Raw genomic sequence first — 22,336 nt, 5'->3', positions numbered from 1 at the left:
CGCCCACCGGGCCCGTGTTGACGGGCCGGTGCCGAAAGCGGCGATACCAACCCTTGATGAGAGAGTGAGTTTCACTGTGTACGCGATTGTTCGCGCTGGCGGTCGCCAGGAGAAGGTGTCGGTGGGCGATGTCCTGCTCGTCGACAAGGTGACGGGTCAGCCCGGCGATGCCATCGAGCTCACGCCGCTGCTCCTCGTGGACGGGACCACGGTCACGTCCGACGCCGACAAGCTGTCCAAGGTGTCGGTCAAGGCCGAGGTCGTCAAGGCCGCCAAGGGCCCCAAGATCGTCATCATGAAGTACAAGAACAAGACCGGCTACCGCAAGCGTCAGGGCCACCGTCAGCCGCTGACCCAGGTCAAGATCACCGCCATCGACGCGTGATCCGCCCGGAACCCAGAGACTCACGAGAGAAGGACTGACATGGCACACAAGAAGGGTGCGTCCTCGACCCGCAACGGTCGCGACTCGAACGCACAGTTCCTCGGCGTCAAGCGTTTCGGTGGCCAGAAGGTCAACGCGGGCGAGATCCTCGTCCGTCAGCGCGGCACGCACTTCCACCCGGGTGAGGGTGTCGGTCGCGGTGGCGACGACACGCTGTTCGCCCTCGTCGCCGGCGCCGTGAAGTTCGGCACCAAGCGCGGCCGCAAGACCGTCAACATCGAGCAGCCGGAGACCGCTGCCGCTGAGTGATCGACGCGATCACCACTGATGTACCGGAAGGGCGGGCCCGAGCGGCCCGCCCTTCCGCCTTTCCCGGGCGACACGGCATACCGAAATGATGTGGCAGTCCCTCGCAGGCTCGCGAGTGCCACCTCCTCGGCTCCAGCCATCGTGCGTATGCCGTCCGCCCACCCTGATCTGGAAGAGTGACCTCTCATGGCAGTGACCTTCGTCGACCGCGTGGTGCTGCACCTGAGCGCCGGTGCGGGCGGGCACGGTGTCGCCTCCGTCAAGCGCGAGAAGTTCAAGCCGCTCGGTGGCCCCGACGGCGGCAACGGCGGTCGTGGAGGCTCGGTCATCCTGCGCGTCGACCCCTCGTCGACGACGCTGCTCGACTACCACCGGCACCCGCACCGCAAGGCCGGCAACGGCGCACCCGGCGCCGGTGACGAGCGCAACGGCGCCGACGGCGACGACCTCGTGCTGGCCGTGCCGGAGGGCACCGTCGTCAAGGACGCGGAGGGCCAGATCATCGTCGACCTCGTCGGGATGGGCACCGAGCACGTCATCGCCGCCGGCGGTCGCGGGGGCCTCGGCAACAAGGCCCTGTCGAGCGCCCGGCGCAAGGCACCCGGTTTCGCCCTCCTCGGCGAGCCGGGCGAGGACATCGACGTCGTGCTCGAGCTGAAGTCGCTCGCCGACGTCGCGCTCATCGGCTTCCCGAGCGCAGGCAAGTCCTCCCTCGTCTCGGTGCTGTCTGCGGCCAAGCCCAAGATCGCCGACTACCCCTTCACGACCCTCGTGCCCAACCTCGGCGTCGTGACGGCCGGGTCGAGCCGCTTCACCGTCGCCGACGTGCCCGGGCTCATCCCCGGCGCGCACGAGGGCAAGGGCCTGGGCCTGGAGTTCCTGCGCCACGTGGAGCGCTGCTCGGTGCTCGTCCACGTCATCGACTGCGCGACGCTCGAGCCGGGCCGCGACCCGATGAGCGACCTCGACGTCATCGAGAACGAGCTCTCGCTCTACGTCCCCGACGCCGACCTCGGCGGTCGTCCGCTGTCGGAGCGCACCCGCATCGTCGTGCTCAACAAGGCCGACGTGCCCGAGGCACGTGAGCTGGCCGAGATGGTCAAGCCCGACCTCGAGGCCCGCGGCATCGAGGTGTTCATCGTCTCGGCCGTGGCGCACGAGGGCCTGCGCGAGCTGAGCTTCGCGATGGCCCGCCACGTCGACGCCGCCCGCAAGGAGATCGGCGACGCCGTCCCGAAGCGGGTCGTGCTGCGGCCCCGCTCGGTCGACGACCAGGGCTTCACCGTGACGAAGGAGAACGGCCCCGACGGCGTCTTCTTCCGCGTCACCGGGGCACGTCCCGTGCGGTGGGTGCGCCAGACCGACTTCAGCAACGACGAGGCCGTCGGCTACCTCGCCGACCGGCTCGGGCGCCTCGGTGTCGAGGAGCAGCTCTACAAGGTCGGCGCGGTCGCCGGCGACACGGTCGTCATCGGTGCCACCGACGACGCGGTCGTCTTCGACTGGGAGCCGACCCTGCAGGCCGGTGCGGAGCTGCTCGGCTCGCGGGGCACCGACCTGCGCCTGTCCGAGTCCTCCCGCCCGACGCGCGACGAGAAGCGCGAGGCCCAGAAGGACCGCTACGCGGCCCGCGCCGCCACGCAGGAGGAGCTCGACGCCGAGCGCCGTTCGGGGCTGTGGCACGTGGCCGCCGAGGCCGACGACGACGCCTGACGCCAGCCTGGCACCGACCCCCCACGCCGCACCCCGCCACACCCCGATTTCTCGACGTGCGGGGGGTTCGGGGGGCGGAGCCGGGAGATGGTGGGGGGAGGCGGTGCGGCGGGGGAGCGGGGCGGGCGACGGCATACGGAAACGGCCTGCGACAAGTGCCCCCTCGAGATTCCGGGGGCCATCTAGGGTGTCGGCATGAGCTCGTGGGGCGCGCTGCTGCGTCGGGGTCACCTCGGCACCGAGGCCGACCGCGCGACGTACCGCACCCTGCACACCGCCCTGCTCGCCTCACCGCCGCTGCGGATGGGGCTCACCGCGGTGGCGGCCGAGCGCTCGCTCAAGCACCTGCGCGCCCTCCTCGGGGCGACCGCCGTGGCGATGACCGACACGACGGGCCTGCTCGCGTGGGACGGTGGCCGGTCGCACCACGCGACGCAGCCGGCCGTGATCTCCGCCGGCACGCTGGCCCACGGTCGCACGACTGTCGTGGACGGAGCCGACGTCGCCTGCGGCGAGGCGTCCTGCGTCGTGCGTCAGGCGATCGTCGCCCCGCTGGACGTCGACGAGAAGGTCGTCGGGACGCTGCAGGTCTTCACCGACCGCGCCTCGGCGGGGCTCGTCCGCGCGACGAACGAGGTGGCCCGGTGGGTGTCGGGGCAGCTCGAGCTCGCGGAGCTCGACGCCTCGCGGACACGGCTCATGGAGGCCGAGGTCCGCGCCCTGCGCGCGCAGATCAGCCCCCACTTCGTCTACAACTCCCTGACGGCCATCGCGTCCTTCACCCGCACCGACCCCGAACGGGCGCGTGAGCTGCTGCTCGACCTCGCCGAGTTCACGCGCTACTCCTTCCGGCGGCACGGCGAGTTCACGACCCTCGCGGAGGAGCTGCGCTCGATCGAGGCCTACCTCGTCATCGAGAAGGCGCGGTTCGGCGACCGCCTGACGGTGACGGTGCGCGTCGCGCCGGAGGTCCTCCCGGTCGTCGTGCCGTTCCTGTGCCTCCAACCGCTCGTCGAGAACGCCGTCCAGCACGGCATCGAGGGCCGCGAGGGCGACGGCGAGATCAGCATCCTCGCCCAGGACGCCGACCACGAGTGCGTCGTGACGATCGAGGACAACGGCGTGGGGGAGGACCCCGAGCGGGTACGACGGGTGCTCGCAGGCGACCCGGGCAGCGACTCGGTGGGACTCGCCAACGTCGACGAGCGGCTGCGCACCGCCTTCGGCGACGACTACGGGCTCGTCGTCGAGACCGCCCCGGGCGCCGGCACCAAGGTCGTCGTCCGGCTGCCGAAGTTCCGACCGGGGGTGCACGTGTGACCGGACCTGCCGACCCGACCGAGGCCCACGCAGACCCGTCGTCCGCGACCGGCGGTGCGCCGCTGCTGCGGGTGCTGGCCGTCGACGACGAGGCCCCGGCCCTCGACGAGCTGGCCTGGATGCTCGGCCGGCACGAGTGCGTGCGCCAGGTCGTGCCGGCCCAATCCGGGGAAGCCGCCCTGCGCGTGCTGCACGACGGGCAGGTCGATGCCGTCTTCATGGACGTGCAGATGCCCGGCCTCAGCGGCCTCGACCTCGCGCGGGTGCTCTCGCGCTTCACGACCCAGCCGCCGATCGTCTTCGTCACGGCCCACGAGCAGCACGCCGTCGACGCGTTCGAGCTCAACGTCGTCGACTACGTCCTCAAGCCGGTGCGCGACGAGCGGCTCGACCAGGCCGTGCGCCGCGTCGTCCGGCAGCTCGGGGGTCGCGAGCCCGCCGCAGCGTCGGCCGACGAGAACATCGTCGTCGAGCTGGCCGGGGTGAGCCGGCTCGTGCCGCGTTCGGAGGTGCTCTTCGTCGAGGCCCAGGGGGACTACGCCCGGCTCCACACGGCCACCGAGAGCCACCTCGTCCGGGTGCCGCTGACGACGCTCGCCGACCAGTGGCGCGAGGCGGGCTTCGTGCGCATCCACCGCTCCTCCCTCGTCGCGCTCGGCCACATCGGCGAGTGGCGCACCGAGGGCGGACGCACGACGGTCGTCGTCGGCGGCCACGAGCTCGTCGTCAGCCGCCGGCACACACGCGCCCTGCGCGACCTGCTCGTGCGGCGTGCCCAGCCGCTCGGTCGGGGCGGGCCATGACGCTGCCCGACGGGCCCCGGGCGCGGGTGCGCATCACGAGCCCGCGGACGTCGGCCGCGCGCACCCGCGACGTCTCGATCGCATCGGAGATCGACGAACAGACCCGTCTCGGCGAGGTCTACATCTCCTCCCTCATGCGCAGCCAGCTGCGCCTCGCGCTCGGGGTCCTGCTCGTCCTCGCCGCGACCCTCGGTGCGCTGCCGCTGCTCTTCCGGGCGGTCCCGGGCATCGCCGACGTCGACGTCCTCGGGGTGCCGCTGCCGTGGGTCCTGCTCACCGTCGTCGCGTTCGCCGAGATCATCGCCCTCGGCTGGTTCTACGTGCGCCGGTCGGAGCGCAACGAGGACGACTTCAGCGACCTGCTCGAGGGACGGTGAGACGCGGTGCCTGACCGGTGAGCAACGCGGCCAGCATCGTCGCCGTCGTCCTCGTGTCCCTCGCGTCGCTGGCCGTCGGCGCCTTCGGGCTGCGGCTCTCGCGGACGATGAGCGACTTCTACGTCGCGTCGCGCGGAGTGAGCCCCGTGCTCAACGCATCCGCCATCAGCGGCGAGTACCTCTCTGCCGCATCGTTCCTCGGCGTCGCCGGTCTCGTCCTCGCGCGCGGGGTCGACATGTTGTGGCTGCCCGTCGGATGGACGGCCGGCTACCTGCTCCTGCTCGTCTTCGTCGCCGCGCCGCTCCGGCGGTCGGGGGCCTACACCCTGCCCGACTTCGCGCAGCTGCGCCTCGAGTCCGACCTGGCGCGCCGGGCCTCGAGCCTGCTCGTCGTCGCCATCGGACTGCTCTACCTCATCCCGCAGTTCCAGGGCGCCGGCCTGACCCTGCGCACCCTGACCGGGGCGCCGTCGTGGGTCGGTCAGCTGGCGGTGGCCGTCGTGGTCAGCCTCAACGTCCTACCCGGTGGCATGCGCAGCGTCACCTTGGTGCAGGCGTTCCACTACTGGCTCAAGCTGCTCGCCCTGCTGACGCCCCTCTCCTTCCTCCTCGGGGCGTTCGGACGCCGGAGCGGGGGCCCCGACGTGGGCGCGGTCCTCGTCTCCGACTGGGTCGAGCCGCTGCGCGGTGACCACGCGCTCTACCTGACCTACTCGCTCGTGCTCGCGACCTTCTTCGGCACGATGGGCCTGCCCCACGTCGTCGTCCGCTTCTACACCAACCGGGACGGCCGAGCCGCACGCCGCGCGACGCTCGCGGTGCTCGTGCTGCTCTCGGGCTTCTACCTGCTGCCCGTGGCCTACGGCGTCATCGGCCGCTACGTCGCCGTCGACCTCGTCGCGGCCGGACGCGCCGACTCGGTCGTCCTCGAGCTGCCGAGCCGGCTCTTCGACGGACCGCTCGCCGAGGGACTGACGGCCCTGCTCGCCGCCGGCGCCTTCGCGGCGTTCCTGTCGACGTCGACCGGGCTCGTGGTCTCGGTCGCGGGCGTCGTGAGCCAGGACCTCGTGCGGTGGGGAGCCGGCCGGCGCCCCGGGCACCGCGACGGGCACCGCGACGGACACCGACACGGGCATCGGCAGGGCATCCGGACCTTCCGGCGCTCGACCGTCGTCGTCGTGGCGGTCTCGCTCGCGCTGACCGTGGCCTCGGCAGGGGTCCCGGTCGCGCACGCCGTCGAGCTGACCTTCGCCGTGGCGGCCTCGACGTTCGGCCCGATGCTGCTGCTCGGCATCTGGTGGCGGGGCCTCACGGCCCGCGGGGCGATCGCCGGTCTCGTCGTGGGCGGTGGACTGTCGATGGGGGCCGTGGTGTCGACGACCTTCGGCATCGCGACGGGCGGCTGGTTCGGCGTCGTCATGACCCAGCCGGCAGCGGTCAGCGTCCCCCTCGCCTTCGCGACGATGGTGCTCGTGTCGATCGCCACCCGGGGCAGCACGCCGGAGCACGTCGCCCGGACCATGGTGCGGCTGCACGCTCCGGAGCACATCGACCTCAACCGCGGCTCGTTCCACCCCGAGCGGTGGGACCGACCCGCAGCCGCTGCGGAGGGCACGGTCGACGCGACGCAGCACACGGCATACGCCGGCACCGACGCGACCGCTCGTCGCGCGCCGTCGACCGCTCGTCGCGACTGACACCTCGCACGGCGAGCGGTCGGCGCCACTGGGCGATGGCCCGGGCCCTGCCCCTGCTCCGACGCCGCGCCGCCTCCTACCTTTGCTCTCGCCGGCCGAGTGGCCGGTAGCGCGGAGCGACAGGGGCGTCGACTCACCACCGCACGGGCGGGGGAGCGTCGACGGCAGCAGGCCGCGCCGACCGAGACACCCAGGCACGACCCAACCGCCCCGGAGGTGGCCCAGTGAGCAAAGAGGCTCCAGAGCGCGTGGTCGACGATCCCAACGTCGCCATGCAGGACTCGCCCGAGTTCGACCAGCTGCGCAGCAAGTTCCGCAGGTTCGTCTTCCCGCTGACCGCGCTGTTCCTCGCGTGGTACTTCCTCTACGTCCTGCTGTCCGTCTTCGCGAAGGACTTCATGGGCACGCGCGTCATCGGCAACGTGACCTGGGGCCTGATCCTCGGGCTGCTCCAGTTCGTCTCGACCTTCACCATCACGATGGTCTACGCCCGCTGGGCCGACCGCGTCTTCGACCCCGAGGCCGAAGCCCTGGCCCGCAAGATGGGAGGGGAGCAGTGAGCGCCCTCGCCACCGCCCCGTCGCTCGTGACGGCCGGCCCGTCCATCGCACCGGCCGCGACGACCGTCGGCAACCCGGCGATCAACATCGGCATCTTCGCCCTCTTCGTCGTCGTCACCCTCGCCATCGTCATCCGCGCCTCGCGCAACAACCGCAGCGCCGCGGAGTACTACGCCGGCGGCCGTGCCTTCACGGGGCGGCAGAACGGCATCGCCATCGCCGGCGACTACCTCTCGGCGGCCAGCTTCCTCGGCATCGCCGGAGCCATCGCCATCAACGGCTACGACGGGTTCCTCTACAGCATCGGCTTCCTCGTCGCCTGGCTCGTCGCCCTGCTCCTCGTCGCCGAGCTGCTGCGCAACGTCGGCAAGTACACGATGGCGGACGTGCTGAGCTTCCGGCTGCGGCAGCGACCGGTGCGGATCGCCGCCGCGATCTCGACCCTCGTCGTCTCGTTCTTCTACCTGCTCGCCCAGATGGCGGGAGCCGGTGGGCTCGTCGCCCTCCTGCTCGGCATCGAGGGCGCCGTCGGGCAGCGGCTCGTCATCGTCGTCGTCGGCATCCTCATGATCTTCTACGTCATCTTCGGCGGCATGAAGGGCACGACGTGGGTCCAGATCATCAAGGCGGTGCTGCTCATCATCGGTGCCGCCATCATGACCGTCTGGGTGCTCGGCAAGTTCGGCCTCAACCTCTCGACCCTGCTGGGCGACGCGACGACGGCCTCGCAGGACGCGGGCGGCAAGGACCTGCTCCAGCCGGGCCTGCAGTACAAGAACCCCGTCGACTTCATCTCGCTGTCGATGGCGCTCGTGCTCGGCACCGCGGGGCTGCCGCACGTGCTCATGCGCTTCTACACCGTCCCGACCTCCCGCGAGGCCCGCCGCTCGGTCGTCTGGGCGATCTGGCTCATCGGCATCTTCTACCTGTTCACGCTCGTGCTCGGCTTCGGTGCCGCCGACCTCGTGGGCGCCAAGGAGATCAAGAACGCACCGGGAGGCGTCAACTCCGCAGCCCCCCTGCTCGCCTTCGAGCTCGGCGGTGAGATCCTCCTCGGGATCATCTCGGCGGTGGCCTTCGCGACGATCCTCGCGGTCGTCGCCGGTCTGACGATCACGGCGAGCGCGTCCCTGTCGCACGACATCTACAACACCGTCGTCAAGAAGGGCGCCGCGACCCCGGAGGAGGAGGTCAAGGTCGCGCGGATCGCTGCCCTCGTCCTCGGGGCCATCGCCATCGTCGGCGGCATCTTCGCCCTCGGGCAGAACATCGCCTTCCTCGTGGCGCTCGCCTTCGCCGTGGCCGCGAGCGCGAACCTGCCGACGATCCTCTACTCGCTCTTCTGGAAGCGGTTCAACACCAGGGGCGCCCTGTGGAGCATCTACGGCGGCCTCGTCAGCGCCATCACGCTCATCGTCTTCTCGCCCGTGGTGTCGGGCAAGGCGATCGACAAGGTCACGGGCAAGAGCCCCTCGATGCTCCAGGGGGTCGACTTCCACTGGTTCCCGCTCGACAACCCCGGCATCATCTCCATCCCGCTCGGCTTCCTGCTCGGCTACATCGGGACGGTCACGAGCAGGGAGTACAACGCCGCGAAGTACGCCGAGATGGAGGTTCGCTCGCTCACCGGTCACGGCGCCGAGACGGCGACCCACCACTGACGGTCTGAGCCCGGCCGGACCGGCGCTGCGGAGCCGAGCGGCCGCGCACCCCAGGGGAGTGCGTGGCCGCTCGCTCCGCGGGGCCGGCCGCGTGACGATCAACCCGTCGTCGGGACAAAGGTCCACGGCTGTGACAACCTTCTGCCACCCCGGACCGTCGTCGTGGTCGAGGGGCCGCGAGGGCGGACCACCGGACAGGGAGCAACCGATGTCGACCGAACCCAGACGTGAGCGTGACCCTTACTCCTGGCGACCGGGCCGGGGCCACGCCGGCGGCGCCGTGACGGGTGTCTGGTTCGCCGTCCTGCTCGCGCTGCTCACGGGTGTCGCCGACGCGATCGGAGCCGGGTGGCGGCTCGGCCTGGTCGGCGTGGTCGGTGCCGAGCTGGTCGGCACCCTCGTCGTCGGTGTGGCGGTGCTGACGCTCGTGGGCGGCGCCGTGCGCTCGAGCTCGCGTGCCCTGACGATCGGGGCGTATGCCGCGGGCGCCCTCGTCGCCCGCCTGCTCGTGGCCCGCCTGCTCGGTGCCGCGGTCGACCTGGCGCCGGCCCCCGCACAGCAGGTCGCCGTCCTCGCGGCGCTCTGCGTCCTCGCGGCGGTCGCGGCGGCCCTGTTCACCACCCGTCCTCGGCTGCCGCGCACCAGCGGCAGGTTCGCGTTCCGCGCCGGAGGTCGACCCGACGCCGGTGGCGTCCCCGGCCCGTCCGCCGCTCCGGCGCCGGCGGCTCGTTACCTCTCCGGCGGCCCCTGACCCTCGTCGGGTCTGCCGGGGTCGTCGGAGGGCTGGCTCGGGGGCTCGGCCGAGGTGTCAGATGACGACGAGGTCGTCGCGGTGGATGACCTCGCGCTCGTACTCGGGCCCGAGGTCGCGGGCGAGCTCCTTCGTGGACCGTCCCAGCAGGGCCGGCAGCTCGCTGCTGCTGTAGTTGACGAGGCCGCGGGCGACCGTGGCCCCGTCGGGTCCGCACACGTCCACCGGGTCGCCGTCGTGGAAGGTGCCCTCGACGGCCGTGATGCCGGCCGGCAGCAGGGACTTCTTGCGGTCGACGAGCGCCGTGACGGCGCCGTCGTCGATGATGAGCCGGCCGCGGGCGGTCGTCGCGTGCTCGAGCCAGAGCCGGCGCGACCGGCCCCGCACGCCGACCGGGAGGAAGACGGTGCCGACGTCCTCGCCCGACAGTGCCTGGACGACGCGGTCGGCGCCGGTGACGAGGGTGACGACCCCGGCGGCGGTGGCGATGCGGGCCGCCTCGATCTTGGTCGTCATGCCGCCCGTGCCCACCTTGGACCCGCTGCCGCCGCTCTCGACGCCGACGAGGTCGTGGGGTCCCCGCACCACGGGAACGCGCCTGGCCCCGGGCCGGGACGGTGGACCGTCGTAGAGGGCGTCGACGTCGGAGAGCAGCACGAGCGCGTCCGCGTCGATGAGGTGCGCGACGAGGGCCGCGAGACGGTCGTTGTCGCCGAAGCGGATCTCGCTCGTGGCGACGGTGTCGTTCTCGTTGACGATGGGCAGCACGTCGAGGTCGAGGAGCCGCTCGAGGGTGCGGCGGGCGTTGGCGTAGTGGGTGCGCCGGGTGACGTCGTCGGCCGTGAGCAGCACCTGGCCCACGGTGATCTCGTGCCGGGCGAAGGCTCGCGTGTAGGCCGCGAGCAGCGCTCCCTGCCCGACCGAGGCGGCAGCCTGCTGGGTCGCCAGGTCGCGGGGACGGCTCGTCAGCCCGAGGGGGTGGATGCCCGCAGCGATGGCCCCGGAGCTGACGAGGACGATCTGGGTGCCGCCGAGGTGCTGTCGCGCGAGGGCGTCCGCGAGCCCGACGAGGCGGTCGTGGTCGATCCCGCCGTCGGGACCGGTCAGCGAGCTCGAGCCGACCTTGACGACGAGCCGTCGGGCGCTGCTGATGACGGAGTGGGGCGACACACCTCGAACTCTAGTGACGCTCCCCGACCCCCGCTCGGGGCGTCCAGACCCGGCCGGCCGTCCAGCCTCCGGGAACGCCCGGTCCGGTGCGGTGCGCACGACCTACCCTGAGGGCATGTCCCAGACGATCGACCCCGCCGTCGTCGAGCAGGTGACGGCGCTCGCCGTGAAGGCACGAGTGGCCTCCCGTCGCCTCGCCCTGATGTCCCGCGCCGAGAAGGACGCGGCCCTGCTGCTCCTCGCCGATGCCCTCGACGCCGCGGCCCCTGCCGTCGTCGCCGCGAACGCCGAGGACATCGAGCGCGGCCGCTCGGGCGGCATGAGCGAGAGCCTGCAGGACCGGCTCCGCCTCGACGAGGCCCGTGTCGCCGCGGTCGCCCAGGCGCTGCGCGACGTCGCGGCACTGCCCGACCCCGTCGGTGAGATCGTGCGCGGCTCGACCCTGCCGAACGGCCTCCAGATCCGCCAGGTCCGGGTCCCGATGGGGGTCGTCGGCATGATCTACGAGGCTCGCCCGAACGTCACCGTCGACGCAGCCGGCCTCGCCCTCAAGTCGGGCAACGCGGTGCTGCTGCGAGGCGGTTCGGCCGCCGCCAGCAGCAATCATGCGCTCGTCGAGGCGATGCGCGGATCGCTTGCGGCACAAGGGCTTCCGGTCGATGCGATCACGCTTCTCGAGGAGGGTGGACGTGACGCCGCTCGCGCCCTGATGACGGCGCGCGGCCACGTCGACCTCGTCATCCCGCGCGGGGGAGCCGACCTCATCCAGACGGTGGTCCGCGAGTCCACGGTGCCCGTCATCGAGACCGGCGTCGGGGTCTGCCACGTCTACGTCGACCGCGCCGCCGACCTCGACAAGGCGCAGGCGATCACCCTCAACGCCAAGACCCACCGGCCGAGCGTCTGCAACGCCGCCGAGTCGCTGCTCGTGCACCGCGACGTCGCCGACGACTTCCTGCCCAAGGCGCTGACCGACCTCGCGGGTGCCGGGGTGCGACTGCACGTGGCTCCCGAGGTCACGGCCTACGCCGAGGCGGCCGGGGCGGCATACGCCCTCGCCAGCGAGCAGGACTTCGGCACGGAGTGGCACGGCCTCGAGATGAGCGTGGCCCTCGTCGACGACCTCGACCAGGCCATGGACCGCATCCGTCGCTACGGCACGGGCCACACCGAGGCGATCGTCACCGAGGACCGCGGCGCCGCCCGGCGCTTCACCGCCGAGGTCGACGCCGCGGCCGTCATGGTCAACGCGAGCACGCGCTTCACCGACGGCGGCGAGTTCGGTTTCGGCGCCGAGATCGGCATCTCGACGCAGAAGCTGCACGCCCGCGGACCGATGGCGCTGCCCGAGCTGACGACGACGAAGTGGATCGTCGAGGGCGACGGACACACCCGCTGACCACCTCGTCGGCAGCTGGCAGGAGCGGATGGCATGATGTCCGACCATGGAAGGCACCGAGGTCCGCAAGCTCGCTGAGCTCGAGGACGACCACTGGTGGTACCGCGAGCGACGCCACCTCCTGGCCAAGGCCATCTCGGGGCTGACGCCCGGACGGGCCCTCGACATCGGCGCGGCAGGCGGCGGCAACACCCGCGTCCTGCGCCAGCACGGCTGGGACGCCGTCGCGCTCGAGTACGGCGCCGACGGCGCGGAGGTGGCCCACGGGCGCGGCCTCGCCACGGTGCGCGGCGACGCGACGCGGCTCCCGCTGGCCGACGCCTCGCTCGACCTCGTCATGGCCTTCGACCTGCTCGAGCACCTGGTGGACGACGACGCGGCCGTGGCCGAGGTGCATCGCGTGCTCAAGCCGACGGGTACCTACCTCGTCGCCGTCCCGGCCGACCCCCGCCTGTGGTCCGACCACGACGAGGCGGTCGACCACGTCCGGCGCTACACCCGAGAGGGGCTCGTGAGCCTGCTCGAGCGCGGTGGTTTCGAGGTCACCGACGTGCGGTCGTGGAACGTGCTGCTGCGCCCGGTCGTGGCGATGCGGCGCAGGACGAGCTCGGGGTCCGACCTCGACGACATGCACCCCGTCGTCAACTGGGGCCTGCGCACCATCATCACCGCCGAGCGTTACCTGCCGGTGGGCGGCCTGCCGGGCGTCAGCCTGCTGCTGCGGGCTCAGCCGCGCAGCTGACTCGGCTCCGGGGAGGACGCCGACGGGGCCTGCTGGAGACCAGCCTCGAGGGGCGTGTCCTCGGCGGGGCCTGCGGGACCGGCGACGCCGGCGACACCGGCCGGGCCGGCGTCCGCCGACGCGGCGACCGCGCTGGGCTGGTCGCCGGTCGGCTGCCCCGGGAGGGGCGTGTCGGTGGGGCCGTGCCCGGCCGAGTCGGCCGTCATCGAGTCGTAGGCGATGAAGTACGTGGGTCGACCCTGCATGTGGCCGTACATCCGCCCGATGTACTCGCCGAGGATGCCGACGCAGACGAGCTGGACGGCCCCGACACCGGCGACGATGGCCACCGTCGAGGTCCAGCCGGCCACCGTGTGACCCTGCGAGCGCGAGATGAGCGTGTAGAGCACGAGCAGCACCGCGAGGACCGCGCCACCGAAGCCGGCGAACGTCGCGAGCCGCAGCGGCGCGGTGGAGAAGCCCGTCAGGGAGTCGAGCGACAGCTTGATCATCTTGATGAGGGGGTACTTCGAGTCCCCGGCCGCGCGCTCCTCCCGCTTGTAGTGCACGGTGTCGGAGGGGAAGTTCAGCGCCGGCACGATGAAGCGCAGGACGCGGTTGTGCTCGGGGAGGCTGTTGATGGCGTCGACCGTGGCGCGCGACATGAGGCGGTAGTCGCCGGCGTCGGCGTGCGCCGAGGTCTGCGACATCATCCCGATGAACCGGTAGAAGGCGCGGGCCGAGACGCGCTTGAACCACGTGTCGGTCGAGCGGTCGTTGCGCACGCCGTAGACGACGTCGACGCCGTCGCCCTTCGCGGCCGCGAGCATCTGGGGGATGATCTCGGGCGGGTCCTGCAGGTCGGCGTCGATCGTGACGACGTAGTCGCCGAGGGCGCGGACGAGGCCCGCCGAGATCGCCGCCTGGTGGCCGGCGTTGGCGCGCAGCCGGACGACGCGCAGGGCAGGCCACTCGCGGTGGTAGCGCTGGAGCAGCACGGCCGTCAGGTCCTTGCTGCCGTCGTCGACGGCGACGACCTCGTAGCTCGTGCCCATGGCGTCGAGGAGGGGCCGGAGCCGCTCGACGAGGAGGGGGAGCACCTCCTCCTCGTTGTACATCGGGATGACCACGGACAACTCAGGAACCATGCGAACAAGGGTACGGCCGCCGATGGGCTGCCGCTGTCACGCCACTGTGTCGCGTCTGTGCCCGTTCGGGCGGCCCGGCGGTAGGGTTCCCCGCGTGAGCGAGGCGAGCACGCAGCACCCGCCGGGTCGCGGTATGCCGCCGGGCGGCCTCGCGCCGGGGACACCCGTCGCCGGAAGGTTCACGAAGTGGGGCGGCGGGCGGCACTGGGAGTGGGTCGGCCGCTACCTCGGGGCCGACGAGCACGGCCACTGGTGGTACTCCCCGGCGGGCACCCGGTGCGCGCGTCCGGGAGCCGACTTCCTCGAGTCGAGCGGCTGGGTCTCCCTCGTGCCCCACGAGGGGGCGTATGCCGCGGGCTTCTACCCCGCCCACCGCGAGGTCAGCGTCTACGTCGACATGACGACGGAGCCGGTGTGGCAGCGGAGGGGCGCGGCGGGCAGCGACTCAGGACCGGTGTGGGAGGTGACGATGGTCGACCTCGACCTCGACGTCGTGCTCACCCGAGACGGCCACCTCTACGTCGACGACGAGGACGAGTTCGCCGAGCACCGGGTCGAGCTCGACTACCCGCCCGAGGTCGTCGCGCTCGCCGAGCAGTGGCGCGACCGCGTCCACGAGGCCGTGGCCGCGGGGTAGGAGCCGTTCGCGACGGTCGGCCACGGCTGGCTCGTCCGTGCCGAGGCGGCGCCGGGCAGCACGGCCCCTCGCTGAGCCGACCGCCGCCAGACGTGCACGGACGGGCGGCGTCGGTCCCGCCGGGCGGGCGCTAGGCTGGGCGCATGTCTGATCGTGTCCTCGCACTCGCCACCGAGGGGGAGCAAGCCGCGCGCGAGCTCCCGCTGCCGGTGATCGCCTACTTCCTCATCACGTTCGCGCTGTTCCTCGTCGCCCTCGGCGTCACGTGGAGCTTCCGCAACACCGCCTACAAGGTGCAGGCGCCCCGTCCGACCCGCCCGACCGAGGGCACGCACGGCAGCTCGAGCGGATCCGACGTGGCCCACCACTGACCATGCGCCTCGGCGTCATGGGTGGGACCTTCGACCCGATCCACCACGGCCACCTCGTGGCCGCCAGCGAGGTCCAGTCGCGTTTCGACCTCGACGAGGTCGTCTTCGTCCCCACGGGACAGCCGTGGCAGAAGGCGGACCGCCACGTCTCGTCGGCTGAGGACCGCTATCTCATGACCGTCATCGCGACGGCGTCCAACCCCCGTTTCACCGTCAGCCGGGTCGACATCGACCGGCCCGGCCCGACGTTCACGATCGACACCCTGCGGGACATCCGCGCGGAGCGGGCGGGCGACGAGCTCTTCTTCATCACCGGCGCGGACGCCCTGGCCGAGATCCTGTCCTGGAAGGACGCGGAGCACCTCTTCGAGCTGGCCCACTTCATCGGCGTCACCCGGCCCGGGCACGAGCTGTCCGACAAGGGGCTGCCGGGGCAGCGGGTCACCCTCCAGGAGGTCCCGGCCATGGCGATCAGCTCCACCGACTGCCGTTCGCGGGTCGCCGGCGGTGCACCCGTCTGGTACCTCGTGCCCGACGGGGTCGTCCAGTACATCAACAAGTACCGCCTGTATGCCGCCGACCCGGCGAGCGCAGGCTCCGCGCCGGCACACGTGCTGTCGGCGCCCCACCGAGGAGATTCGTGACCGCAGCAGACCATTCGATCCAGCTCGCGAAGGTGGCCTCCCTGGCTGCCGAGGAGAAGCTCGCCGAGAAGGTGCTCGCCATCGACGTGAGCGAGCAGATGCCGCTCACCGACGTGTTCGTCATCGCGTCGGCGCCGTCCGAGCGCCAGGTCGGGGCCATCGTTGACGAGGTGGAGGACCGGCTGCGCGAGCTCGGCAGCAAGCCGATCCGCCGTGAGGGCGAGCGCGAGGGCCGATGGGTCCTCATCGACTTCGGCGACATCATCGTGCACGTCCAGCACGAGGAGGAGCGCGAGTACTACGCGCTCGAGCGGCTGTGGAAGGACTGCCCCGAGATCGACCTCGCGACGGTGACCGCACCGGCCCGACCGGGTGCCGCAGACGAGGCCGACGACGCCGCCGAGGTCGACGAGGCGTGACCTCGGCGTCGTCTGCCGGGCCGCGTCGCGTCGTCGTCGTGCGTCACGCCGAGACGGTCGACAACGCGGCTCGGATCTGGCAGGGCCACAAGGACACCGAGCTGTCCGAGCGCGGACGTGCGCAGGTGCAGGCCGCGGCCCCGCACCTGGCGGCCTACGCCCCGTCGCTCATCGTCTCGAGCGACCTCCGGCGCGCAGCGGCGACGGCCGAGGCCATCGCCGGGCTGACCGGGCTGGAGGTGCGCCTCGACCCGCGCCTGCGCGAGGTGCACGTGGGCGAGTGGCAGGGCCTGCACGCCGACGAGGTCCGTGAGCGCTACCCCGAGGTCGTCGCCGCCCTGGACCGTGGCGAGGACGCTCCCCGTGGCGTCACCGGCGAGACCATGGCACAGGTGGCGCACCGGGCCGGAACCGCCCTGCGCGAGATCTCGGACGAGCTGGAGGCCGGGGAGACCGCGGTCGTCGTGGCTCACGGCGTGAGCGCCCGCGTCGCGGTGAGCGATCTCGTGGGGCTCGACCAGGACGTGTCCGACGCCGTCTTCCGGGGCCTCGGCAACTGCCACTGGATCGAGCTCGTCGAGGCGGGCAAGAGCTACTCGGAGGCGACGCGCTGGCGGATCAGCGGCTGGAACCTCGGGCCCTGGAACGTCTGACCCGAAAGGCCGCCCCCGATTTTGGCGGAGGGGCGCGGACCCGCTATGGTTACGCAGTCGCTTCGACGAGGTGACACCCGCACGGGGCTGTGGCGCAGCTGGTAGCGCACCTGCATGGCATGCAGGGGGTCAGGGGTTCGAGTCCCCTCAGCTCCACCGATGCGAAGAAGACCGGACAGGAATCCTGTCCGGTCTTCTTGCGTCCGGACCCTTCCTCGTACGAGTCCGGTGGATCGGGTGGGTCCTGTTCAGCGTGACGTCGTGGTCGGCGGGGTCGACGGACCACCCGCCGATGCGGGGTCCGTGCGGGCGAGCACTCGCCGGTAGGCACCCTCGTAACCGGTCGCCATCGCCTCGAGGCCGAACCGGCTGCTCACGTGGCGCCGGCACTCGGCCGCCTCGAGGGAGGCGCAGTCTCGGATGGCCTCCGCGAGCTGCTCCGGCCGGTCGACGACGAAGCCGGTGCGACCGTGCGCCACCACCTCCGGCGCGGCTCCCCGGGCCAGCGCCACGACCGGGGTCCCGCACGCCATGGCCTCGACCATGACGAGGCCGAACGGCTCCTCCCAGCGGATGGGGAAGACGAGGCAACGGGCGCCGGCCAGGAGCCGGCGCTTCAGGGCGGCGTCGGCGACCCCGACCGCGACGGCGTCGGGGCCCAGCATCGGAGCCAGCACGTCGCGGTAGTACTCGTGCTCGAGCTCCTCGCTGCACTTGCCGGCCAGGATGATGCGCACCCCCGCGCGGCGGGCCGCCTCGATCGCCAGATGGGGTGCCTTGTCCGGGTGGAAACGGCCGAGGAACAGGACGTAGTCGTCCTTCTCGGCCCGGTAGGGGAAGCTGTCGACGTCGATGCCGTTGTGGACGGTGGCCACCCAGTTGAGGTCCGGGGCGCGACGCCGCTGGGCGTCGGAGACCGCGACCAGGCTCACGGACCCGTCCAGCGGCCGATAGACCTCCGACAGGTCGTCCATCGCACCGTGCACCGTCACGACCGTCGGTGAGCGTCGTGCCTGCGCGGTCAGGGGCCCGGCCAGGGTGTGGTCGTGGACGAGGTCCACCGGGTGCGCCAGGAGCAGGGCCTCGACCCGCGCGGCATGCACCACCTCCGGCAGGGCCAGCGTCAGCTGGGCGGTGGGCGGTGTCTCCCACGTGCGGACGAACTCCTGCGCCGTCGTGCCGCGCACTCGTGCGGCGAAGAGGACGACGTGGTGCCCGTGGGCCACGAGCCGGTCGACGAGTCCCGCCACGACGGACTCGACCCCGCCGTAGCCCTGGGGCGGGACCGAGTAGTAGGGCGGCGCCACCACCGCGATGCGCAGGGGCCGCGGCCGGAGCACGACGTGCGGGCCTGCGCCGGACGTCGAGACCGTGGACACGTTGCACCACCCCCCGGGCCCGGACGTCCCGCATCGGGGTGGTCGGCGGGCCCACTTCCACCGTACGCGGCGGGGGTCGCGTGCGGCGCGGACCGCGACGTTCCTCACTCGGCAGGGCGCGGCGGACCGGACCCACCCGGCCCCCGATCGACGCGCAGCCCGTCCGTGAGCCCCGAGACCTGCCAGCCGGAGAGGTCGACGGACACCCGCAGCAGGTCGCCGCCGACGTGGAGCTGGCCGATCGAGATCGGCAGCAGCCGGTCGGGCAGCCGCGGGTCGAGGCGCACGACACCACGGGGCAGGTCCACCTCGAGGCCGAGCAGGGACCGGACGAGCAGGAGCGGGGCGGCCGCGGCCCAGGCCTGGGGCGAGCACGACGTCGGGTAGGGCACCGGTCGGGCGAACTCGTGACGGTCGAAGCCGCAGAACAGCTCGGGCAGCCGGTCGCCGAAGCCGGCCGCGGCGTCGAGCAGGCCGAGGACCACCCGGTTGGCCTCCGCCACGAAGCCGTAGCGCCGCAGACCCGCCGCGATGATGGCGTTGTCATGGGGCCAGACCGACCCGTTGTGGTAGCTCATCGGGTTGTAGGCACCGGCCGCCGACGACAGCGTGCGGATGCCGAACCCGGTGAACATCTCGCGCGACATGAGCGAGGCCGCCACCGACGCGGCGTGCTCGTCGTCGACGATCCCGGTCCACAGGCAGTGGCCCATGTTGGAGCCGAGCGCGTCGACGGGACGCTTGTGGGCGTCGAGCGCCATCGCGTAGTAGCCACGCCCCGGCAGCCAGAAGGACTCGTTGAAGCGGCGCTTGAGCGTCGCGGCGCGCTCCTCCAGGTCGTGGGCACGATCGTCGTCGTGCCCGGCCCGGGCGAGCTCGGCCCCGGCGAGGAGCGCGGCGTAGACGTAGCCCTGGACCTCCGCGAGAGCCAGCGGCGGAGCAGCGATGGCACCCGAGTCGTACGTGATGCCGTCGAAGGAGTCCTTCCAGCCCTGGTTGACGAGCCCCCGGTCCGTGGCCCGCTCGTACTCGACGAACCCGTCCCCGTCGGCGTCGCCGTACCGCTCGATCCAGGCGAGCGCCCGTCGGACGTGTGGCGCGAGCGAGGCCGACTCGGCCTTCGAGGCGCCCCAACGGTGCAGCTCGCCCGCGAGCATGACGAACAGGGGGGTGGCATCGACGGTGCCGTAGTAGACGGTCTCCTCGCCCTCGCTCGCCTCGTCCAGCAGCCCCGACCGGATCTCGTGGAGGATGCGGCCCGGCTCCTCCTCGGTGAGCGGGTCCACGGTCCGGCCCTGCGCCTGCGCGAGGGTCTCCAACGTGCCTCGGGCGACTCGCGCGTCCAGGGGCAGCAGCATCCAGGCCGTCAGCAGGGAGTCCCTGCCGAAGAGCGTCATGAACCACGGAGCCCCGGCCGCGAGGACGATCCGTCTGGGGTGCTGTGGGTCGGTGATCCGCAGTCCCGACAGGTCATCGGTGCTCGCGCGGACGAGTCGGTCGAGGCGTGGGTCGGCGGCCGCGACGACCGGACTGCGCTCGCGCCAGCGTCGGTGCTCCAGAGCCGGATGACTCTCGCGGCGCGACACCCCCGTGCGGTAGGGCGAGGGGAGAGGGACGTCACGGAAGACCGGCACGACCCGGACCGTGAACGTCGTTCTCGACCTGGCGGGCACCGACAGGCGCCACACGAGACCGTGGCGGAACACCTGGCAGCCGCCCGTGGCGCTGAGCTCGACCGCCCGTGAGTCCGGGCGGTCGAGCCGACGCCGGAGGGTCGTGTCGTCCGTCGTGACCTCGATGCGGCCGTCGCCCCTGCCGATCCGTCCCTCCTTGACGTCGAAGAGGCTCGCGAAGTCGGTGGCTGCCGTGAGCGTGAGGGTCACGTCCGCCTCGGCGTTGCTGAGGTTCTCGAGCGTGACGTCCTCGACCATCCCGTTGCCGACGTAGCGACGTCGCACGACGAGCAGGGTGCTGTCGGCGAGCCCCGGACGAGGTCGACGGCGCGTGACGAAGGTCGCTGCGTGCGGCCCGATGTGCTCGACCGTCAACGGCTCGAGCGGTTCGCCGTCGACGCGCAGCTCGAGGTGGTCGAGGAAGCGGGTGTCCTTGACCACGAGCCCGTGGCCGCCGGAGGTCCCGATGTCGCCGGACGGTCCGGACACGCAGAAGCTCCGGCCCTCGACGACCGCGACGGTCGCCACGCTCCCGGAGGCGGGAGGACCGCCCGTGTAGGCCCACCCCTCGGTCATGGCGTGGCCCTGCCCATCACCGCGGCCTCGACGTGACGACGAAGACCGAGTCGGTGCGCCAGTCCGCGAGGGCGGCCCCCTCCGGCCGAGGACCGAGGCGACGGGTCCTGGTGCCGCCGAGCACCCGGTCGAGCGTCGACGCGGCCCCGGCCGGCGTGTCGACGCCCCGCACGCTCTCGGCGGGTGGCGCGCTGACGTCGAGCTCCTCCTGCTCGAGCGACCGCGGGTCGAACTCCACCGTGCTCGTGACGACCATGAGCTGGTCGCGGAGCGAGACGGTGCCCGCCGCCCACGCCCCGTCGCTGACCTGTCCGACGAGGTCCACGCTCGTCCTCTCTCCGGGCCCGAGTGCGACGGAGCCGGCCGGGAACGCGTCGGTGAAGATGCCGTAGGTCTCCGTCAGGTCGAGCAGGGCCGCCCACAGGGGGGTGGACGTGGTGTTCGCGAGACCTACGGTGAACCGCGGCGGAACGCTCCCGGCATACGTGACCGTCAGGGTGCCCCCCGCGCCCACGGCACCGGAGCCTGCGTCGACCTCCAGGAGGACGGATCCGTCGGACAGCCGCGTGGCCGGGTTGGCGAGCGCGGAGAGGCGCAGCCAGCGGGCCACGCGTTCGAGCGCGAGGACGGTCCGCTCCTCGCGGGCGTCGCCCCCGACGACGGGCACGAGGGGCCGGGTGACGCCGGGTCGGGTGATGACGAACCCGTCCGGGGTCGCGCGGACCAGCAGGTCGGACGCGCCGTCGCCCGCATCGGCGTCGGCGTCGGCCAACCTGACGAGCTCGACGAGCTCGACGAGCGTCTCGTCGGCCCGGGCAGCCGCCTCGCGCAGGGCGACGGTGCCCGTGGCGTCGCCGACGACACCGACCCGCAACGGCGCGAGGGGGATCGCGGTGACGACGGCGCGGTAGACGTGGGCCGCGTCGAGCTCCGGGGCCAGGTCGACAAGGCTGCGGTCCGGCAGGACCTCGGTGACGAGGGCGGTCGCGAGTGGAGCCCCCGAGGTCTCGCCCGTCAACGGGTAGACGGCCAGCTCGGTCGTGTCGTCGCCGATGGGCTCGGGCACCCCGTGCACGGCGCCGAGGTCGATGGACCACCCGTCCGGCAGCCGGCTCAGGGTGAGCGGGCGGGGCGTCGCTGCGACCGCCCCGCCGAGGAAGGGGCGGTCGAGCTCGGTCGCGTCGGTCGTCTCGACCTGGGGGTGCTGGTCGGCAACCCGGCTCGTCACGTCCGCTGTGACCAGCCGCAGCACGTCGCGGTAGGTGGGCCGTCCGTCCGCACCGGTGAGCGCCGAGACGAGCGCGGCCGACAGCGCTCCGTGCCGGCGGCCGGCGACGGTGACCTCGCGGGCCCGCTCGGAGGAGCGACAGGCCGCGAGCAGGACGTGGCGTCCTGCCGGGGTCCATCGCCCGCCACCACGGACCCGTCCGGTCGCGGCGTTCCCGCCGAGGTAGGTGGACGAGGGCCGCGGCCGCAGGTCCGGGGGCGCGAGGCGGACGACCTCGTCGGCGTCGCGCGTGCCGTCACCCGAGTGGCAGCAGTCGAGCACCACGAGCACGTGACACCCGGACGCCGTGACGCCGGCGAGCAGGGCGGCGAGCTCCTTGTCGGCCACGTCCCAGCTCCCCGGGGACCGGCTGTCGACGCACACGATCGTCTCGTCGCGATGGTCCGGCTCCACGGACCACGACGCCTCGGGTGCCACTTGTTGCGAACCGTGCCCGCTGAAGTAGAAGAGGGCGACGTCCTGCGCCGTGGCGCGCCCCAGCTGCTTCGTCAGCTGGGTGGTCACCGCGGACCGGGTCGCCTCGCCGTCCCGGAGCACCACCAGGTCGAGCGCGTCTGCGCCCACGCGCTCGCCGAGCACCTCGGCGAAGCGTGTGACGTCGTTGACGCAGCCCGTCAGCGCCGGGACCGGAGGTGGGTAGGCGTCGACCCCGACGAGGAGGGCGTAGAGCCGCGCGCCCATG

At 72.4% G+C, this 22,336-nt stretch carries 22 protein-coding genes and 1 tRNA gene; 18 read left to right on the top strand and 5 right to left on the bottom strand.

Annotated elements, in window-relative coordinates; genetic code table 11:
- Positions 1-76 precede the first annotated feature (76 nt).
- The 10 genes from rplU (at position 77) to TAE01_RS04675 (ending at position 9,576) form a co-directional block, all read left to right on the top strand.
- Positions 77-385, top strand: a complete 309-nt coding sequence (gene rplU, locus TAE01_RS04720) for a 50S ribosomal protein L21 (protein ID WP_142180216.1) — start codon at positions 77-79, stop codon at positions 383-385.
- Between the two features lie 39 nt (positions 386-424).
- Entirely contained in the window at positions 425-694 is a 270-nt protein-coding gene (gene rpmA, locus TAE01_RS04715) for a 50S ribosomal protein L27 (protein ID WP_030200289.1), read from the top strand.
- 186 nt (positions 695-880) lie between these two features.
- Positions 881-2,407, top strand: a complete 1,527-nt coding sequence (obgE, locus tag TAE01_RS04710; protein ID WP_147063920.1) for a GTPase ObgE — start codon at positions 881-883, stop codon at positions 2,405-2,407.
- A 195-nt stretch (positions 2,408-2,602) separates the two neighbouring features.
- The gene (locus TAE01_RS04705; RefSeq protein ID WP_147063918.1) at positions 2,603-3,727 is read left to right on the top strand and encodes a sensor histidine kinase; all 1,125 of its coding nucleotides are present in this window, start codon (positions 2,603-2,605) and stop codon (positions 3,725-3,727) included.
- A complete protein-coding gene (locus TAE01_RS04700; RefSeq protein WP_246111137.1) occupies positions 3,724-4,530 on the top strand; it encodes a LytR/AlgR family response regulator transcription factor in 807 nt (268 codons plus the stop codon). Before TAE01_RS04705 ends, TAE01_RS04700 begins: the two co-directional genes overlap by 4 nt.
- Positions 4,527-4,907 carry a hypothetical protein gene (locus TAE01_RS04695; protein WP_147063916.1) on the top strand — a complete coding sequence of 127 codons (381 nt, stop codon included), beginning with the start codon at positions 4,527-4,529 and terminating at the stop codon, positions 4,905-4,907. Before TAE01_RS04700 ends, TAE01_RS04695 begins: the two co-directional genes overlap by 4 nt.
- A gap of 17 nt (positions 4,908-4,924) precedes the next feature.
- Positions 4,925-6,604 (top strand): sodium/solute symporter, encoded by a 1,680-nt coding sequence (locus tag TAE01_RS04690; RefSeq protein WP_246111136.1) that lies wholly within the window; start codon positions 4,925-4,927, stop codon positions 6,602-6,604.
- A 272-nt stretch (positions 6,605-6,876) separates the two neighbouring features.
- A complete protein-coding gene (locus TAE01_RS04685; RefSeq protein WP_186815044.1) occupies positions 6,877-7,164 on the top strand; it encodes a DUF485 domain-containing protein in 288 nt (95 codons plus the stop codon).
- On the top strand, positions 7,161-8,825 hold the full coding sequence (locus TAE01_RS04680) for a monocarboxylic acid transporter (RefSeq protein WP_425581101.1): 1,665 nt from the start codon (positions 7,161-7,163) through the stop codon (positions 8,823-8,825). The genes TAE01_RS04685 and TAE01_RS04680 overlap by 4 nt, the downstream gene beginning before the upstream one ends.
- Before the next feature lie 208 nt (positions 8,826-9,033).
- Positions 9,034-9,576 (top strand): hypothetical protein, encoded by a 543-nt coding sequence (locus TAE01_RS04675; RefSeq protein ID WP_147063912.1) that lies wholly within the window; start codon positions 9,034-9,036, stop codon positions 9,574-9,576.
- A 57-nt stretch (positions 9,577-9,633) separates the two neighbouring features.
- Here the strand turns inward: TAE01_RS04675 and proB are convergent, their stop codons facing one another.
- Positions 9,634-10,746, bottom strand: coding sequence for a glutamate 5-kinase (gene proB, locus TAE01_RS04670; protein WP_147063910.1), 1,113 nt, complete (start codon positions 10,744-10,746; stop codon positions 9,634-9,636).
- A gap of 115 nt (positions 10,747-10,861) precedes the next feature.
- Here proB and TAE01_RS04665 point away from each other — a divergent pair, with 115 nt between their 5' ends.
- Both TAE01_RS04665 and TAE01_RS04660 read left to right on the top strand, forming a co-directional pair.
- On the top strand, positions 10,862-12,145 hold the full coding sequence (locus TAE01_RS04665) for a glutamate-5-semialdehyde dehydrogenase (RefSeq protein WP_147063908.1): 1,284 nt from the start codon (positions 10,862-10,864) through the stop codon (positions 12,143-12,145).
- Positions 12,146-12,191: 46 nt separating this feature from the next.
- Positions 12,192-12,887 carry a class I SAM-dependent methyltransferase gene (locus TAE01_RS04660; protein ID WP_147063906.1) on the top strand — a complete coding sequence of 232 codons (696 nt, stop codon included), beginning with the start codon at positions 12,192-12,194 and terminating at the stop codon, positions 12,885-12,887.
- Here TAE01_RS04660 and TAE01_RS04655 read toward each other — a convergent pair.
- Complete coding sequence (locus TAE01_RS04655; protein WP_246111135.1) at positions 12,872-14,014, bottom strand: glycosyltransferase family 2 protein; 1,143 nt, start codon at positions 14,012-14,014, stop codon at positions 12,872-12,874. The genes TAE01_RS04660 and TAE01_RS04655 overlap by 16 nt on opposite strands.
- A 94-nt stretch (positions 14,015-14,108) precedes the next feature.
- Between TAE01_RS04655 and TAE01_RS04650 the strand changes: the two genes are divergently transcribed.
- The 6 genes from TAE01_RS04650 to TAE01_RS04625 all read left to right on the top strand — a co-directional run bounded on the left by TAE01_RS04650 (position 14,109) and on the right by TAE01_RS04625 (position 16,894).
- Positions 14,109-14,651 (top strand): ribonuclease FAU-1 family protein, encoded by a 543-nt coding sequence (locus tag TAE01_RS04650; protein WP_186815037.1) that lies wholly within the window; start codon positions 14,109-14,111, stop codon positions 14,649-14,651.
- Between the two features lie 143 nt (positions 14,652-14,794).
- Entirely contained in the window at positions 14,795-15,022 is a 228-nt protein-coding gene (locus TAE01_RS04645) for a hypothetical protein (protein WP_147063902.1), read from the top strand.
- Between the two features lie 2 nt (positions 15,023-15,024).
- Positions 15,025-15,666: a nicotinate-nucleotide adenylyltransferase gene (gene nadD, locus TAE01_RS04640; RefSeq protein WP_281289268.1), complete on the top strand. Its 642-nt coding sequence runs from the start codon at positions 15,025-15,027 to the stop codon at positions 15,664-15,666.
- Entirely contained in the window at positions 15,663-16,085 is a 423-nt protein-coding gene (gene rsfS, locus TAE01_RS04635; protein ID WP_147063898.1) for a ribosome silencing factor, read from the top strand. Before nadD ends, rsfS begins: the two co-directional genes overlap by 4 nt.
- A complete protein-coding gene (locus TAE01_RS04630; protein WP_147063896.1) occupies positions 16,082-16,738 on the top strand; it encodes a histidine phosphatase family protein in 657 nt (218 codons plus the stop codon). The genes rsfS and TAE01_RS04630 overlap by 4 nt, the downstream gene beginning before the upstream one ends.
- Before the next feature lie 83 nt (positions 16,739-16,821).
- Positions 16,822-16,894, top strand: a tRNA-Ala gene (locus tag TAE01_RS04625).
- A gap of 92 nt (positions 16,895-16,986) precedes the next feature.
- Here TAE01_RS04625 and TAE01_RS04620 read toward each other — a convergent pair.
- From TAE01_RS04620 to TAE01_RS04610, 3 genes are all read right to left on the bottom strand, one after another.
- Complete coding sequence (locus tag TAE01_RS04620) at positions 16,987-18,117, bottom strand: glycosyltransferase family 4 protein (protein WP_222594060.1); 1,131 nt, start codon at positions 18,115-18,117, stop codon at positions 16,987-16,989.
- 104 nt (positions 18,118-18,221) lie between these two features.
- Positions 18,222-20,366 carry an amylo-alpha-1,6-glucosidase gene (locus tag TAE01_RS04615; protein WP_147063895.1) on the bottom strand — a complete coding sequence of 715 codons (2,145 nt, stop codon included), beginning with the start codon at positions 20,364-20,366 and terminating at the stop codon, positions 18,222-18,224.
- A gap of 16 nt (positions 20,367-20,382) precedes the next feature.
- Entirely contained in the window at positions 20,383-22,335 is a 1,953-nt protein-coding gene (locus TAE01_RS04610; RefSeq protein ID WP_147063893.1) for a caspase family protein, read from the bottom strand.
- Between the last annotated feature and the right edge of the window lies 1 nt (position 22,336).

It is taken from the genome of Terrabacter aerolatus (genome assembly GCF_007991735.1).
In the GTDB taxonomy this organism is placed as follows: Bacteria; Actinomycetota; Actinomycetes; order Actinomycetales; family Dermatophilaceae; genus Terrabacter; species Terrabacter aerolatus.
This window is presented reverse-complemented; position numbering and strand designations above follow the sequence as displayed.

Bases quoted from the DNA above. Each gene is read 5' to 3' on its own strand.
- rpmA (WP_030200289.1), top strand. From the start codon at position 425: ATGGCACACAAGAAGGGTGCGTCCTCGACCCGCAACGGTCGCGACTCG.
- obgE (WP_147063920.1), top strand. From the start codon at position 881: ATGGCAGTGACCTTCGTCGACCGCGTGGTGCTGCACCTGAGCGCCGGT.
- TAE01_RS04705 (WP_147063918.1), top strand. From the start codon at position 2,603: ATGAGCTCGTGGGGCGCGCTGCTGCGTCGGGGTCACCTCGGCACCGAG.
- TAE01_RS04695 (WP_147063916.1), top strand. From the start codon at position 4,527: ATGACGCTGCCCGACGGGCCCCGGGCGCGGGTGCGCATCACGAGCCCG.
- TAE01_RS04685 (WP_186815044.1), top strand. From the start codon at position 6,877: ATGCAGGACTCGCCCGAGTTCGACCAGCTGCGCAGCAAGTTCCGCAGG.
- TAE01_RS04675 (WP_147063912.1), top strand. From the start codon at position 9,034: ATGTCGACCGAACCCAGACGTGAGCGTGACCCTTACTCCTGGCGACCG.
- TAE01_RS04665 (WP_147063908.1), top strand. From the start codon at position 10,862: ATGTCCCAGACGATCGACCCCGCCGTCGTCGAGCAGGTGACGGCGCTC.
- TAE01_RS04660 (WP_147063906.1), top strand. From the start codon at position 12,192: ATGGAAGGCACCGAGGTCCGCAAGCTCGCTGAGCTCGAGGACGACCAC.
- TAE01_RS04655 (WP_246111135.1), bottom strand. From the start codon at position 14,014: ATGGTTCCTGAGTTGTCCGTGGTCATCCCGATGTACAACGAGGAGGAG.
- TAE01_RS04645 (WP_147063902.1), top strand. From the start codon at position 14,795: ATGTCTGATCGTGTCCTCGCACTCGCCACCGAGGGGGAGCAAGCCGCG.
- nadD (WP_281289268.1), top strand. From the start codon at position 15,025: ATGCGCCTCGGCGTCATGGGTGGGACCTTCGACCCGATCCACCACGGC.
- TAE01_RS04615 (WP_147063895.1), bottom strand. From the start codon at position 20,366: ATGACCGAGGGGTGGGCCTACACGGGCGGTCCTCCCGCCTCCGGGAGC.
- TAE01_RS04610 (WP_147063893.1), bottom strand. From the start codon at position 22,335: ATGGGCGCGCGGCTCTACGCCCTCCTCGTCGGGGTCGACGCCTACCCA.